Source organism: Enterocloster aldenensis, from assembly GCF_003434055.1.
In the GTDB taxonomy this organism is placed as follows: Bacteria; Bacillota; Clostridia; order Lachnospirales; family Lachnospiraceae; genus Enterocloster; species Enterocloster aldenensis.
Genome location: NZ_QVEX01000001.1, coordinates 344,091 through 360,497, shown reverse-complemented (window position 1 = coordinate 360,497; position 16,407 = coordinate 344,091). Strand labels below are relative to the sequence as shown.

Genomic DNA, 16,407 nt, shown 5'->3' with positions numbered 1-16,407 from the left:
CCTTCCATTCCTTTTTAGCGCAGGCGGCGGACAGGGCAAAAAGGGAAAGAGGATGGTTACACAACTAACAAGGATTGGATCCTATATTGGATAGGGTTCAGTCCTTTTAGTTTTGCTGGGGAACGCAAAAAAACATAACAGACATCAAAAACCCATATAACATATTTGCCTATGCAATGCTACAATGATAAAAGGAAGCGCCTGCTAAGGAGGTGGATATGGAACATATGAGGAAAACAAACCATACGAGGCTGCCAAACTATATGACAATGATAAAACACATGACAATCAGGAACAAGATACTGATGGTCATCACGGCTGTCCTGATGCTTTGCAGCGTCCTGATAACCTCGGTCTGGTACACTGCCAGCAGCAAGATGGCTGACACATATCTGAAGGATATTTCAGGAAGCACCATGAGGGATGCGTGCCAGGCCTTTGAGTATCTGCTGACGGATACCTCCTATATGGCGGCCATGGTCTCGTTAAATGACAGGAACATCATACGGCCGGTAAAAGCGCTGAATGAGCGGACCATCATGGAGAACGGCCAGTGGAACATGGAATACCTGAAAAACAGGAGGATCATAAAGGAATTCATCAATGACCTGAACGGTTATAAGTATTATATCGTGGGCATTGGCGTGATTGTAAATGAAGGATGTACCTTTTCCACCTCCCATCTGGTGGAGGGGCAGGGGGATGTCTATGAACGGATTATGGGGCTGGACCAGGACAGGCTTAAGAAAAATATCGTCATGCTGGAACCTATCCATGTGGAGGGCGGTAAATCCACCTATGACAGTGATTATGTGGTTCCGGCTGTCAGGGGGATTACGGACTGGAATCAGAATTTAATCGGTTACACCGTGATGTATTTTGATTACGGGGTCATCGAGGACATGTTTTCCTCCAACCTTCCGGAGGGAAGCAGGTTCCAGGTTGCCAATGGGAGCAGGTCCCTTATTTTCTCCAACTGCGGCGATGAACTCCTGGATATTTCCCATCCCATACAGGGATATGTATATAATACATTTCAAGCAGATAATGTGGACTGGACCTTTACCATGGCCCTGCCATCGGATTATTATACGGCGGATATCTATCACACGGCGCTGTTTACAGGAGTGATCATGGTTGGGATCCTGCTGCTGGCAGGCCTGCTTTCCGGCCTGGTGGTATCCAGGTCCACCAGGGAAATCACGGTGCTAAAGGACAGCATGCAGCAGGTTTCGGCAGGCAACCTGTCTGTCTGCTATGCTGTCAGGGCGGAAGACGAGATTGGGCAGATGGGGCATACCTTTAACCATATGGTTGTCCGCATCCGGGAACTGATGCGCCGGATTACGGAGGAGGAAAAGCAGAAGCGGCTGATTGAGATGGATTTCCTCCAGGCCCAGATCAACCCGCATTTTATATCCAATGTGCTGAACAATGTGGTCTGGATGGCAAAGCTGCAGCACGCGGACAACATCGTCCCCCTGATCCATTCCCTTAACGCCATGCTTCAGAATGTGATGCACCGCAGGAACGACATGATAACCCTGGAGGATGAGCTGGAATATGTGGATAATTATCTGACCATTGTTGAATACAGCGGCAGCTATGACTTTGCTGTGGAAAAGAAAATCAGTGAAGATGCAAAGGAGCTGTATGTGCCACGCTTCATCCTGCAGCCCATTATGGAAAATGCAATCTATCACGGCCTGCCCGGTGACCTGTCCAGGCAGGGGCTGATCAGGATTGAGGCATGGAGGGAGGACGATAAGCTGAATATTGTCATTGAGGATAACGGGGAAGGCATGACAAAGGAGCAGATTGAGGCAGTCTTAAGCACGCCGGCCGGAGACAGGAAACGGTTTAACGGTATTGGCATTTCCAATGTAAATGCCAGGATCCGTCTGTTTTTCGGCGAGGACTTCGGAATCCGTTATGAGAGCAGCCCGGGAAACTATACAAAGGCCGTATTACTCCTGCCGGCAGTGGACGGCGCGGGAGAGGAATAAGGAGGTATGAGGGGATAGATGGCAAAAATAAAACTGATGATTGTGGATGATGAGCTGATCAGCAGGAATACCATTAAAAAGCTGCTGGAGGATAACGGATCCTACGAAGTGGTGGCTGATTTCTCCGATGGGAACGCCGCCCTGGACTGGCTGCGGGGAAATGATATCGATATCCTTCTCTGCGACATGCAGATGCCGGGAATGAACGGTGTGGAGTTAATCCGGATGATCCATGTAATCAACGAATTCCTTCCGGTCATAGCAATCAGCGCCTTTGATAATTTCGATTACGTAAGGGGAAGCCTTGTCAACGGCGCTGCCAATTACCTGCTTAAACATGAGCTGACCAGGAAACATCTTATATCAGTCCTGGACCAGGCAAGGGATAAGTATAAGATTGTGCCGGAGGAACGTACCATCCGGCACCGTGTGGGCTATTGCTTTTATGACAGGAAGGATTTTACGGCGGACAATATCAGGAGCATGGCGGACAGCGGCGTGCTGGATTTTAGCTGCTCCAACATGGCGGCCATTGCAATCAGCCCGGATTACAGCTTTCCGCCGGGGGCAAAGCCGGCTGATTATAAACACGATATCTGCAAGGCGGTAATCGATATCCTGGGGCAGATTCTGGGCAAGGAATACGGGTATCTGATCTGGCAGACCAGGCAGGAACACCTAATCCTGCTGGTATCGTTTACCGGCGTCACCAGCACCCTTTACATGCTGAACGTGATAAAAAACCTGGCAGGACGGCTCCAGCGTCAGATTATCCGCATGCTGGACCTTACGGTTACAATCATATGCGGCAATCCCCAGACAGACCTGAAAGCAGCGGTGAAGGATGCATATGAGATGGATGGGCTGCTGGAGGACAAATTATACATAGGCGGAAACCGTGTCACTGCGGCTGCCATGGCCAGAAAGCTTCATTATGGAACGGAAGACATACCTCCAAACTACTGGAAGCAGCTGGCCTTTGAACTGGAAAGCGGGACAGGAGGCACGGCGGAAACACTGAACGGATTTTTTTGCTGGATGGAAGAGGTAAGGGCGCCCCTTAAGCGGGTCAGGGATATCAGCCAGCGTCTGGCAGGCCTGATTGCCGGGAACCGGGAGGTGGATGAAAAGGACAGGGACGCTGTCCTGGAACGCATCCGGGAGTATGAAATACTGGAACAGTTCAGGGAGGATATCCTGGAGTTATATGCGCGCAGCCGGGAAGCCGGTCCGCAGCCGGACGGGAGGGAGTATTCCCCTGTCATACAGCAGGTACTTAACTATGTCCGTGAGAATTTTGCCAGTGACATTTCCCTGGAAAAATGCGCCGAGGTCACAGGCAGCAGTTACACTTATCTCAGCCGGCAGTTTAAGCAGGAGACAGGACAGCGGTTTGTGGAATACCTGAACCAGCAGCGGGTGAACAAGGCAAAAAGCCTGTTGATACGCCGTGATATGACCATGAAGGAAATCATTGAACAGTCGGGATTCCGCAGCTATACGTATTTCTTTAAGATATTCAAGGAATCTGAGGGGCTGACGCCCAGCGAATTCATGGCAAAAAATTAGAGTAAATCCCAAAATATTAGTATCCTTTTTATGGCTGCCTCCTTTTATAATATGTATCAGGAGGTGGCCATAATGAATCAATTAAAGAAAAAAAACAACTGGTCCGCGTATCTTTATATCCTGCCGCTGATGGTCCTGTCTTTTGCACTGATTTACTACTGTATTATCTGTACGGTGGGAACCAGCTTCACGGACTGGAATGGGATGTCCAAGGAAATGAACTTTGTCGGCTTAAAGAATTATACGAAAATGCTGCATGATAAGACCTTCTGGACAGCGGTGGCCAACAATGTAATCTTTTTTTTCGGCACGGTATTCATCCAGGCCGCACTGGGATTCCTGCTGGCAGTGCTGCTTAAGAACCGGCTGCCTGGCAGCAACCTTTTCAAGGCCATATACTTTATGCCCATTGCCATGGCAACATCCATTATCACGGCTATTTTCCGTATCCTGATGGACCCCACCAACGGCGCCCTCAACACATTCCTCAGGGCGGCAGGCCTTAATGCATTTGCGGTCAGCTGGCTGGGGGACCCCAGATATGCGCTGTTATCCGTCATCATCGTCAACATATTCCAGTGGATGGGCTTTTCCATGATTATCTATTATGCAGGCCTGATGAGCCTTCCGGATGACGTGTATGAGGCTGCCAGGATTGACGGGGCCGGGTTCTGGAGAACCACGCTATCCATCACATTCCCCATGGTAAAGGGAACCACCAATGTACTGATCATTCTTGGGATCGTGGGTTCCTTAAAGACATTTGACATTGTAAAGCTGCTGACAGGAGGCGGTCCCGGAAGGTCCAGCACCGTGCTGAATACCTACCTTTATGAAAAGGCTTTTAAGGATTTTAACGCAGGAGGAGCAGCCTCCATCGGAGTGGCCATCCTGATGATTGCGGTTATCATGTCGTTTCTGCAGATTAAGCTTGGCAAGGAGGATTGAGGATGAAAAAGAACCAATGGAAAACAGCAGCCCCCACCTATCTTATATTTGTCCTGTTCGCCCTTATATGGCTCCTTCCAATCGGCACGGCCTTTGTGAAGTCCTTTCAGATTAATGGGATCGGAAACTATCAATACGTGCTCAGCTATGATAAAATCAGCTATTTCAGGGTGGTGTTCAACAGTATGTTCATCGCGGTAGGCACCGCGGTCCTGGTGACGCTTATCACTACACTGGCAGCATTTGCATTTTCTAAAATGGAGTTTTTCGGAGGGAGGCTGCTTTACGGCGCAGTCCTTGCATGCCTTGCGGTTCCGGTGGCCGCTGTGACCAGCCCCCTTTTTGCGGCCATCAAAAATTTTGGGCTTTTAGACAGGCATCTGGGGGTCATGATCCCACTGGTGGCGTTTAACGCTCCAATGATGCTTTTGATGATTAAGAATTATTTTGATACCATTCCGGATGAGCTTTTAGAAAGCGCCAGGATTGACGGGGCATCCAGCTTCTGCATCTGGCTGGAGTTCATGGTGCCGTTAAGCGGCCCGATCATAGCCAATGTGCTGGTGCTGACCTTCATTTATTCCTGGAATGACTATCTGGTCCCCCTTTTGGTCATGAGAAGCGAGGAAAACTATACCGTTACCCTGGCAGCCCAGTACTTTGTGTCCAGCACATACCAAAGTCCGGCGGATGTGGCAAGGATTTATGCGGTCATGATGCTTTTAACGCTGCCGTCCATTATCGTTTACCTTTTCAGCCAGAAGTTCCTGGTTGGGGGGATTACCAGCGGTTCGGTCAAAGGCTGATACAATAAACATATGAATCTGGAGGTCACATATGAATGATTTCATGCCTGTAACAGGCGACAGTACCTATTGCAACCCGGTTCCGTTTTCAGATGGGAAAATACACACCAACCCGGATCCGTTCGTCCTGCGCTGGTGCGGCCGGTACTACTGCTATTCATCCGATGAACACGGTGCAAAGGTAAGTGTTTCAGAGGATCTGGTGCACTGGGAATACAGGGGTTATGCAATCCGTGAACAAGGATACCATCATTACTGGGCGCCTTCCGTCATCTATCTGAACGGCACGTTTTACATGTATTATTCCAATATTCCCATAGAGGAAGCAGACTGTCATGAACAGCATCTTAAGGTGGCAAAAGCAGAGAATCCCCTGGGTCCCTTTGTGTGGGAAAAGACGTTTTTTGACCATTTTTCCATTGACTCCCACCCGGTGATATGGGGCGGGAAAATGTACATGTTTTATTCTGTCAATGATTGGCTTGGGACCGAGGATAAGGTGGCCGGAACATGTATCCTGTTAGATGAAATGCGGGGCCCGTACCAGTTTTCAGGTCATCCGAGGCCGGTGGTCGTACCCAGTATCCGCAAGGAGATATTTGAGGAAAACAGGTTTGGTGACGGAAGGGACTGGTACACCATTGAGGGCGCCTGTACCGTATCCCATAACGGGAAGATGTGGCTGCTTTATTCAGCCAATGCCTATGAACATGAGGACTATTTTGTGGGGACATCGGTGGCGGATGAAAAGGCAATGTTCCATGAGATGGAGTGGCACAAGTATCCCGACCCATATACCTTCTGTCCGCTTTTAAAGAGGAATGGACAAGTGGAAGGCACGGGACACAATACCGTGGCAAAGGCGCCGAACCTGGTGGACGAATGGATTGTATACCATGGAAGGAATGCGGCGGATGAACTGGTTCTTGGGACAGAACAGAGGAATATGCGTATTGACCCGCTGTACTTTAACGGCAGGCATATGATGTGTTCTGGTCCGTCCATGTGGGAGAAATCCAGTCCCTTATTACCCCATATCATGGTGCGGGAACAGGAGGTAAAGGAAACATTCTGGGCAGGGGAAAGCCCCCTTGTCTACCGTATGGAGTGCTGGATAAAAGCAGGAAGGAGCCACTGCGGGGCCAGGTACGGAATCTATTTGGATTACCTGGATGAGAGGAACCATGTGGAGGCAAGGCTGCATTCCGGACAGGGAAAACTGACGCTTTTAGAATGCTTTGACGGAGCTGCGGCGGAAATTGCAGACTGGGGACTGCCTGTGGATTTTGATTATAAAGTGCCTCATCTGCTAACGGTACAGAGGAACTTTAACAGCTTTGATATATGGTTGGATGAGCAGCCCGCGTTAACCGCCCATACATGCTGTATGGGAATGGAGAAAGCGGACGATGCGTCAGGAAGTGCCGGACATGCCTTGGGCAGGATTGGCGTTGTGCCGTATTTTACCCAGGTCATGATCAGCAGCATGGCTGTGACGGAACATGCCCGTCTGGAAGGCAGGCAGCTTCAGAAAATGACGGCATTTTATGGATTTTCAAAAGGAACTGCTGATGAGGAAGGTCTGTCCTTTGGCACAGGAAAGGCAGTTCTGGCAGAGAAGCCATGGGGTGAAGACCATACCGAGGAATTTGAGTTTACCGTGGATGGGGAGCAGCCATCCATACAGATTTTGCGGGGTGATACTGTACTGGGACAGACACTCATCCAGACCGGATGTGACAGAAACAGGCAGTTTTCCCTGTACCGTGCAGTGTTCCGGGACCAGGAATGGATGCTGCTGGATGGGAAGCCGATTCCTCCTTTACAGATAGGCGGAGCAGCATTTACAATCCAGATACAAGGTATAAGGATAACCCGGTACAGCTACACAAAAATTTAAATGAAACGCAAAAAAATGGAGTCACACAGGCCCTGAATATAAGGTATGCTTTAGATACGGAGTCAGATACAAAAAAGCAAAAACGGGAGGTTTAAAGAATGAGGAAGAGAAGAATAATGGCAATGACACTGGCAGCCGTTATGGCGGCTTCACTGACAGCATGTGGAGGCCCTGATAAAGGAAATACAGCCGGGGCCCCGGGACAGAACCAGGAAAGCGCTGCAAAGGACAGTGGGGCGGACAGCACAGAGGGTGTGCCGTCAGACAGTACCGGGACCGGCGGCGGGCAGGTGACCCTGACATACTGGTCCTGGCTTCCCACGGTTGAACAGTCTGAGACAATGATTGCTGATTTTGAGAAGGCGAATCCGGATATTAAGATTGATTATATCAGGACAGAGCAGGACGATTACTTTGAAAAGCTTCAGGTTGCAATGGCATCAGGAACAGGTCCCGACCTGTTTGGACTTACCACCGGCCCCATGGCCAGGCAGTATGCGCCGTTTACAGAGGACATGAAAGGCCTGGCAGACCAGTACCTGCCCGGATGGGACAAAATCATCAGCGGGACAGCCGTGAACCAGTGTGTGACCGAGGACGGCCATATGGTAGGGATGCCGCTGCTGGTGGCAGGTATGACGGACCTTCTGTACAACAAGACACTGATGGATGAGTGCGGGATAGAAAAGGTCCCCGCCACTTACGCAGAATTAAAAGATGCGGCTGAAAAGGCAAAGGCAAAAGGTTATGTGTGTGTGGCTGCCGGAGCAGCGGACGACTGGATTAACTCTGACTGGTTTGTCCAGATTTCAAATGAATTTGAGGAAGGCGCTGTCTATGAGGCGGAGCAGGGAAAACGCCCATGGACAGACCAGTGTTTTGTAGATACCATGAAGGCATGGCAGAACCTGTTTAACGACGGTATATTTGAGGACGGTGCCCTTGGCGTGGCCACTTATCCGGATGCCAGGGACCAGTATTTCTTTGCAGGAAAGGCCGTGTTCTTCCTGACCGGTTCATGGCATCTTGGCCCGGTTTCCCCGTCCGCGCCGGAGATTCAGGGTACTGAGATTTCAAACCGGAAAGATATCATCGGAATGAGCGTATTCCCATCCATGACAGAGGATGGAACCATATGCGGCACATCCGGCGTGGACATTGTGCTGGCAGTCAACAAGGACTGCAAGGAAAAGGAAGCAGCCATGCGGTTTGTTGATTACATGTCCAATGGGGAGGGACAGCAGTATTGGGTGAACCGTCTCCAGGGAGCGCCTGTATCCAGTGAAATCCAGTATACAGGAACCGTGGACGGGGAACTGCAGCAGCAGTCCATTGACGAAGTGAACTACTATGTAAGCAATGCGGTTGGAAACCGTAAACTGGTCAACAGCGAAATCGAGACCGCAATCCAGGTTGCAATGCAGAACGTGGCAGCCGGCGCTGACCCGGCCCAGGAACTGAAGGGCGTACAGAATGTGGCTGACGCACAGTAAAACATGATATGCCATAAGGCCCTGGAGCCATGCGGCGTGCATCCTTACAGGAGCCGCCCGGGACTGTCCGGGGCTTTTTGGATATGATTAGGAGTCCTGCCGATTCTGCATTCGTTCCCTCCATGAGTTTATATGAAGTTAATATTGCAATGGTATCATGGGAAACAAAAACAGGGAAAAGATATGGGACAATGGATTCCGAGACCCGTTCTCACGGCCGAGGCAGCCAGCTTATCCTCTCCGTGGGATATGAGGAAAAACCAGGACTGTTCCACCGGCTTAATTCCTATGGAATTGACAGGAAAAAGGGAACCGCAGAACCTGTGGCGGGCAAGGAGGCTATTTCATTGTGGTGAGAAGGGGGAGGATTCCGGACTGACCGGTTATTCCTGAAGCATTATTAAGCATACAAATAAATATATAAATTTTATGCCAGCCGGATATGCTCCGGCTGGTATTTTTATGTTGACCCATCATTTTTGGAAAGATACATTTATTTTGTGATGGTCCATATTTTTGTATCAGAGTAACTGTATGAAATAAAATTTATTGATAAAAATGTATAAAAATATATTGACGAAAACGGTTTCTTGAGATAATATATACATAACAACTCAAGAAACCGTTTTCATGGGAGGGGGATATAAGAAAAGATATCAGAAAAGATATCAGGTGTCAGTTAAATATTCATTTAAATAATGTGTTCATCAAAAGTAACCGTCAATTAGGATATTATTGATTCAAAAAGAGGAATAAGATGAAATTTGAAGCATTGGGACGAGAAGGTAATATTGGCAGTTTAAGTATAAAAAATCGGATGGTTCTCCCTGCATTGAATAATAACTTTACACATAATGGATATATGACAGAAGAATCCATTGATTTTTATGTGTCAAAGGCAAGAGGAGGGGCTGGACTTGTTATTGTGGAGGCTACATCTGTGGATTATCCGCGCAGCCGTTCTGTATTAAATCCGGCCATTGACCATGAAAAGTACATACCTGGTTTTCAGCGGATTGCAGATGGATGCCATCAGTACGGGGCAAAGGTATTTGTTCAGTTAAGCCATGTTGGGCGTCAAAGCAGGAGGAGTACTACCGGCATGGATCCTGTGGCTCCGTCCCCCATTGCCAGTAACTCCCCGCTTTATCCGGATCAGCCAAAGGTATTGGAGAAAGAGGATATCACTGTAATTGTGGATAAGTTTGCTGCAGCTGCGGTAATTGCAAGGAAGTCCGGTATGGATGGGGTGGAAATCATAATGGGGCACGGTTATCTGGCTAACAATTTCCTCTCACCGGTTTCAAACCAGAGAACGGATGAATACGGGGGATTGAAAGGGGGAATTAAATTCTGCTGTGACATCATTCACGGGATTAAGGGGGCATGCGGAGATGATTACCCGGTGATTTGCCGGATTAACGGGGATGACTATATTAAGGAAGGCGGAAACAGCATAGTGGAGGCGCAGCTGATTGCCCAGGAATTAGAAAAGGCTGGAGCGGATGCGGTTAATGTATCCGCGGGCATGCGTGATTCGCAGTTAAGCTTTAATGACCATACTTCAGGCCAGCCAAGAGGGGCATGGATTCATCTGGCAGAACGTATTAAGAGGGTGATAGGGATTCCGGTAATCATTGTAAAACGTTTTAATCCGGAACTTGCTGAGGCCACACTGGAGAGGGGACAGGCTGACTTCATTGCATTCGGAAAACAGTTCATTTGTGATTCCGATTTTGGGACAAAGGTCCTTAATGGCAGATTAGAGGATATCATCCCCTGTACGTCATGCTGCCAGGGATGCTACGATGAGCTTTGGATGAAAAAACCCATTACATGTATGGTAAATCCAAGCGTGGGAAAAAAGATGACATACCTGGACGGACGTGTGCAGAAGAAAGGGAATAAAGCAATACTGGTTATTGGAGGCGGTCCGGCGGGATGTGAGGCTTCCCTGGAACTGGCCAGGATGGGACATAAGGTCACCATGGTTGAGAAGGAAGCCGTGCTGGGAGGGAAATATTGGTACTGTACACTTACAAAGGCTAAGAAAGAGGTGGGGGATGTTTTCCGCTATTTTGCCCATGCTATGGAAAAAGCCGGTGTGGATGTGCGGTTGAAAACAGAATTTTCCAGGGACATGCTGGATGAAATAAAGCCGGATATATTGATTGACGCTACCGGGGCCGAATTTAAAAAGCCGGATATAGAGGGCATCAACCTTCCCATCGTGGTAACACCCACAGAGGCATTGGATGGCTCCAAGGAATTAGGGGAATATGTGGTTGTGGTTGCCTGTAGTTATAATTGCACATGGACCTGCCGCAAGGTATCAAAGGATATCCCGGATGATATTGTGGGAATGAAAACCAGCGAGAGCTACGCCTGTTCAGCGGGACATGCGGCAGCGGATGTAGCGGAGGAGCTGGCAGACCAGGGAAAGAAGGTTTGTATCATAACGGGAAGGGATGAGTTTGTTCCTGGAATGGGATTTACAAATCGCGGCAATATGCTGAAACGTTATTTCCAGAAGAATATAACTGTTTCCACAGGATTAAAGGTAAAGCAGATAATACCGGGCGGACTTATATGTGAAAAGGAGGGGATGGAGTTTAAGGTATGTGCGGACAGCATTGTGATGAGCGTCGGCATGGATAGCAGCAGTCATATCAAGAATCAGGCAGAAGAGTTTGGGTGCGCTTTTTATCAGATTGGGGACTGCGCGGCAATAGGCAATGCCTTAAAGGCGTTTCATGGCGCATATGATCTGTCAGGTATGATATAGAGGAAGGAGGTAAGGATGGAAACGTTTCGTGAGGCTTTAATAACTGAACCCGGAAAAATTATATTGCATGAAGTCGAAAAAAAGACACCCGGTAGTGGGGAGGTTATGATTAAGGTAGTATCGTCCGCTATCTGTGGAAGCGATATGCACCTGTACTCAGGCAGGCATCCGTATGCAAAACTGCCGACAACGGTTGGGCATGAGCTGGCTGGGGTGATAGAAGAGATTGGCGCGGATGTGACTAAGTTCAAGGTGGGGGACAGGGTATGTGTTGAACCGCTGATTGCCTGCGGCCATTGTTATTACTGCCAGAGAGGAAGATATGATTATTGTGAGACCCTCAGATTAAAGTATCGCAGCGGCAGCAGTGGATATGCGGACTACTACTATGCTGAGGAGCGGTGGGTCCACCTTTTGCCGGATGGAATCTCCTTTGATGAGGGAGCATTAATGGAACCTCTGGCCTGTACGGTCCACGCCGCAATGAAAGCCCGTATCCAGCTGTGTGATTCTGTCTGTGTCATAGGAGACGGGCCCATAGCGCTGTTGCTTGCACAGCTATCCCTTGCCGCTGGGGCAACCCACGTATATGTGCTGGGAATTTTAAAAAGAAACCTGGAGCTGGCAGAACAGTTGGGATGTATACCACTTCAGAGCGGGCCTGATGCAGTACAGGAAGTATTAAGAAGAACACAAGGGCGCGGTGTGGACGTCACATTTGAGGCGGTTGGGGTTCCGGTTACTTTTAATCAGGCAATGGCTGTAACGAGAAAGGGCGGCAGGGCTGTTATTTTTGGGATTTTTGAAGATGAATTCAGCACAAAATCCCTTGTTGATGCAATGGTAAAAGAAATTGAGGTGGTGGGAACATCCAGTTACTGTTGGGATTTTCAAAGAGGAATTGATCTGGTATCATCCGGGAGGATTGATTTAAAGTCACTCATTACCCATCATATTCCTTTGAATGAAGTGCAGAAGGCTATGGATATTAAGAAAAGTCCTGGTGAAGAGCCGCTTAAAATAATATTAAAACCATGAGGATGAGGTGATAGTTTGAACAAGATTGCAATTATAACAGGTGGCAGCAGGGGGATTGGATATGGAATTGCACGTAAACTGGTGGAAGACGGTTATACGGCAGCCATACTGGATATAAACGGGCTTGCTGCATATCAGGAGAATTTTGATGAACTTAAGGCAATGAATCCTGACTGTATATACTATCAGGGCGACATAACGGACCGGAAGGTACGGGAGGATTTTGTGGCATTGGTGGTAAAACGCTTTGGCCGGATTGATGTTTTGGTCAACAATGCGGGGGTAGCGCCTAAGGTACGCACGGATATCCTGGAGATGACAGAAGAGAGTTTTGATTATGTGGTTGGGACGAATCTCCGGGGAACCATGTTTATGACACAGTTAGCCGCCAATCAGATGCTTTGTCAGCCGTGGGAAGGGGAAAAACGGGGCACGATCATCAATGTAGGTTCGGCGTCCAGCACCGTGTCATCACCCAACCGCGCCGAGTACTGTATGTCAAAAGCCGGACTTTCCATGCTGACTACCGTATATGCTGACCGCCTTGCGGGAGAAGGGATACTGGTTCATGAAGTCCGCCCGGGTGTCATAGATACAGATATGACAAAAGTGGTGCATGATAAATATAGCAGGATGATAGAGGAAGGCCAGTTCCCGATTAAGAGATGGGGATACCCTGAGGATATCGGCAATGTTGTTAGCCTGATGTGCAGTGAAAAGTTTGTATATACCACTGGTAACTACATAGACGTAGATGGCGGATTTCATATCAGGAGAATGTGAAACTGCTGACAATTAAAAGGAGGAAGCATATGAAACGGGTTCTTGCAGTTTTTTTGGCAATCACATTGATTGGTTCACTGACAGCATGCGGGACTGGTAAGAAAGATGAAACAAAGGCAGGGCAGGAGACTAAGGCAACCCAGGAAGTAAAAGCGGAGAGTAAAGAGGAGATAAGCACCGCAGAGGCGGAAGCTGCGGCTTCAGACGGGCAGGCTGAGGGTATGGTACCGGATTACCTGGAATTTTTCAGTGGTTCCCAAGGCGGAAGCTGGTATCAGGTGGGTTCCCAGCTGGCAGCACTTGCACAGGAGGCAACCGGTGTCACATCCAAGGTTGCTGCAGGCGGTGGATCTGCTAATCCCGACACACTGCAGAATGGCGAGGGATATTTTGGCCTGGTGTACAGTGGTGTGGGTTATCAGGCTTATTTAGGGGAAGGGGATTATACGGAATCCCATGATAATCTGAATGCAGTCATATCAATGTACTCCATGCCATTTCTCATTGTGGCCTTAAGCGGTGATGAGTCTGTGAATAGCGTATATGACCTCTCAGATAAAAACCTTTCATTAGGTAAGGCAGGACAGACCGGCTATACCATAGCCCAGGCAGTATTAAAAGCCCATGGTATTGACCTGGAGGGGGATTCCTTTACCGGAATGAACAGCTTTTTAGGGGATTCCGAACGTATGGACATGCTCAGGGACCGTCAGCTGGATGCAATTACCGGTCTGCTTCCCCTGGATAATTCTACACTCCAGAGTATGAGTATGACACCTGGCATAAAGCTGATCAGCATGGATGAAAATGTGATTGGCGAAATCCAGGCGGATGTTCCCGGTCTGGAGAAGATAACAATTGCGCCTCATTCTTTTGATGAGAATCAGGAGGAGGAGATTGTGACTGTAGCGGCAATCACCTCGCTTTACTGCCGTGATGATCTGGATGAGGAACTGGTATACAATATAACAAAGGCCATCTATGAAAATGCATCAACCCTGTACCAGTATTTTGGCGAGGAAAATAGTGTGATTGTCAATGACCCTTTGGCTGGTATTGATGAAAAGATGCCTGTGCATCCGGGCGCTGAGCGGTTCTATCGTGAAATCGGTATCATTAAGTAACAAAAATCTGTCTAGAAAATGAGGTTGTGACATGAGCGGTTTTCAACAAAAAACAGGTCTGTTCGAGTATGCCGTACATCAGAAGAAATTGACACCCCGTTCGTTTCTGGCTATGTTCTTGAGCATTATCTCGGTATTTATGGTGGTTTATTTTCTGGTGACTGCTAACTGCGGTACGCCAGTTGCCATTGCCCATCGTCTGCTTTTTGTCCTATTTATTATGATACTTGCCTTTTTTCTTCATCCTACAAAACGTAAGAACTGGTATGAACCGCTTAATATATGGTCTGTGTACGATATTGCGTGTGTGGTTTTAGCGGTTGTCTGCGTTGTATATTATATCAGTGATTTGGACAACTGGCAGCTTCGTATGTTTCGCCCAAGCAGGCTGGATACGGTTTTTGGGACGATATTCATTTTCCTGGTAATGGATATAACCCGGCGTATGGTGGGAATGACAATGTTTTGTGTGGTCCTCTTTTTTGGGGTACATACCAGTTTTGCCAACTATTTTCCAGGATTTCTGAAGACAGCGCCGACCCCATGGGTGCGGCTTGTTGATATATTGGTAAGCGATCAGGGTATATTTTCCGAACCCGTTCAGTCCATGGCTTCCTATATCATATTGTTTTTACTGTTTGGATCGATTTTGGAGGAAAGCGGGGCCGGCAAGTATTTTATTGATATTGCTTATGCCATTGGAGGCCGCTTTACTGCTGGTCCGGCTAAGACGGCTGCAATTTCCAGCGCGTTGTTCGGCAGTATATCAGGCAGCTCCGTATCCAATGTTGTATCTACCGGATGTTTTACAATCCCCCTGATGAAGTCCACCGGTTATTCGCCTGAGGAGGCAGGTGCAACGGAGGCCGTTGCATCCACCGGCGGCAATTATATGCCGCCAATCATGGGGGCGGTGGCATTTGTAATGGCGCAGTATCTCAAGGTCCCATACATACAGATTGTGCGGTATGCAATTATACCAGCCATGCTTTATTACATCGCCCTTTTATCTTATATACATTTCGACGGGTTAAAGAAGAACATACATCCAATGGACAAAGATGGACTGCCGTCCTTCAGGAAAAGCGTCATGGAGGGAGGCCATCTGATCCTGGCGTTGGTATGCCTTGTTATCTTCTTGATTTACGGGTATACAACCAGCATGGGCGCTTTCTGGGGTGTGGTTACTCTATTCCTGCTTACCTTTGTGCGTAAAAATACAAGGCTGAAACCGGCACAGATAATAAAATCATTTGAAAAGACGGCACAGACGTCCATATCCGTGGGTATTGCCTGCGCGGCAGCAGGAATCATCATCGGATGCATGTATTCCTCAGGACTGAGTGTCAGCCTGTCGTCCATCATCATAAAGGCAGCAGATGGAAGCCTGTTGATAACACTGGTTTACACAGCCTTATTCTCTTTAATCCTTGGATGCGGCATGCCTTCGGTAGGGGTTTATCTTATCCTGGTGACGACTATCATACCGGCGCTGACCCAGATGGGTGTAAGTCCCATTTCAGCCCATTTCTTTGCATTTTATTTTGCAGTTGTGTCTAATATAACCCCGCCAGTGTGTGTTGCTGCATTTGCCGGCGCCGCAATCGCGGAGGCATCACCTATGAAAACCGGGTTTAAGGCATTCACGATTGGCATAGCAGCCTATATTATCCCGTTCCTGTTTGTGTATCATCCGGCAACCCTTGCAATAGGAAGCGCCGGCGAAATCACCATAGCCGTCATTGATGGGATAATAGCGGTTGTGTGTTTATCAATCTGTGTTGCCGGATATTTCTCACGCCGGCTCAGGTATATTGAACGTTTCCTGGCATTTGCAGTAAGCATATTGGTAGTGGCGCCATTTGCAGCTTCTAACTTTATTGCCTATGTTATCTTTGCATGTATCGCTGTGCTGCAGATTGTGACCATGGTCAGAAAAAAGAAAGGAGCTTAAC

Annotated in this window: 12 protein-coding genes; all 12 read left to right on the top strand. The window is 48.3% G+C overall.

Going from position 1 to position 16,407, the window contains the following annotated elements; genetic code table 11:
* Positions 1 to 218 precede the first annotated feature (218 nt).
* The 12 genes from DWX59_RS01630 (at position 219) to DWX59_RS01575 (ending at position 16,406) form a co-directional block, all read left to right on the top strand.
* Entirely contained in the window at positions 219 to 2,006 is a 1,788-nt protein-coding gene (locus DWX59_RS01630; protein ID WP_227115926.1) for a sensor histidine kinase, read from the top strand.
* 18 nt (positions 2,007 to 2,024) lie between these two features.
* Positions 2,025 to 3,575: a response regulator gene (locus tag DWX59_RS01625; RefSeq protein WP_117555677.1), complete on the top strand. Its 1,551-nt coding sequence runs from the start codon at positions 2,025 to 2,027 to the stop codon at positions 3,573 to 3,575.
* 72 nt (positions 3,576 to 3,647) lie between these two features.
* Positions 3,648 to 4,523 carry a carbohydrate ABC transporter permease gene (locus DWX59_RS01620; RefSeq protein WP_117555675.1) on the top strand — a complete coding sequence of 292 codons (876 nt, stop codon included), beginning with the start codon at positions 3,648 to 3,650 and terminating at the stop codon, positions 4,521 to 4,523.
* Between the two features lie 2 nt (positions 4,524 to 4,525).
* Complete coding sequence (locus tag DWX59_RS01615) at positions 4,526 to 5,329, top strand: carbohydrate ABC transporter permease (RefSeq protein WP_117555673.1); 804 nt, start codon at positions 4,526 to 4,528, stop codon at positions 5,327 to 5,329.
* A gap of 31 nt (positions 5,330 to 5,360) precedes the next feature.
* The gene (locus DWX59_RS01610) at positions 5,361 to 7,229 is read left to right on the top strand and encodes a glycoside hydrolase family 43 protein (protein ID WP_117555671.1); all 1,869 of its coding nucleotides are present in this window, start codon (positions 5,361 to 5,363) and stop codon (positions 7,227 to 7,229) included.
* Positions 7,230 to 7,327: 98 nt separating this feature from the next.
* A complete protein-coding gene (locus DWX59_RS01605) occupies positions 7,328 to 8,722 on the top strand; it encodes an ABC transporter substrate-binding protein (protein WP_227115929.1) in 1,395 nt (464 codons plus the stop codon).
* A 122-nt stretch (positions 8,723 to 8,844) separates the two neighbouring features.
* Complete coding sequence (locus DWX59_RS01600) at positions 8,845 to 9,078, top strand: hypothetical protein (protein ID WP_117555669.1); 234 nt, start codon at positions 8,845 to 8,847, stop codon at positions 9,076 to 9,078.
* Positions 9,079 to 9,479: 401 nt separating this feature from the next.
* Positions 9,480 to 11,507 (top strand): oxidoreductase, encoded by a 2,028-nt coding sequence (locus DWX59_RS01595; RefSeq protein ID WP_117555666.1) that lies wholly within the window; start codon positions 9,480 to 9,482, stop codon positions 11,505 to 11,507.
* A gap of 15 nt (positions 11,508 to 11,522) precedes the next feature.
* Positions 11,523 to 12,545 (top strand): zinc-dependent alcohol dehydrogenase, encoded by a 1,023-nt coding sequence (locus DWX59_RS01590; protein ID WP_117555664.1) that lies wholly within the window; start codon positions 11,523 to 11,525, stop codon positions 12,543 to 12,545.
* 15 nt (positions 12,546 to 12,560) lie between these two features.
* Positions 12,561 to 13,328, top strand: coding sequence for a 3-ketoacyl-ACP reductase (locus DWX59_RS01585; RefSeq protein ID WP_117555662.1), 768 nt, complete (start codon positions 12,561 to 12,563; stop codon positions 13,326 to 13,328).
* Between the two features lie 29 nt (positions 13,329 to 13,357).
* Complete coding sequence (locus tag DWX59_RS01580) at positions 13,358 to 14,452, top strand: TAXI family TRAP transporter solute-binding subunit (protein WP_117555660.1); 1,095 nt, start codon at positions 13,358 to 13,360, stop codon at positions 14,450 to 14,452.
* A gap of 31 nt (positions 14,453 to 14,483) precedes the next feature.
* Positions 14,484 to 16,406 (top strand): TRAP transporter permease, encoded by a 1,923-nt coding sequence (locus tag DWX59_RS01575; protein ID WP_117555658.1) that lies wholly within the window; start codon positions 14,484 to 14,486, stop codon positions 16,404 to 16,406.
* Position 16,407: the final 1 nt, after the last annotated feature.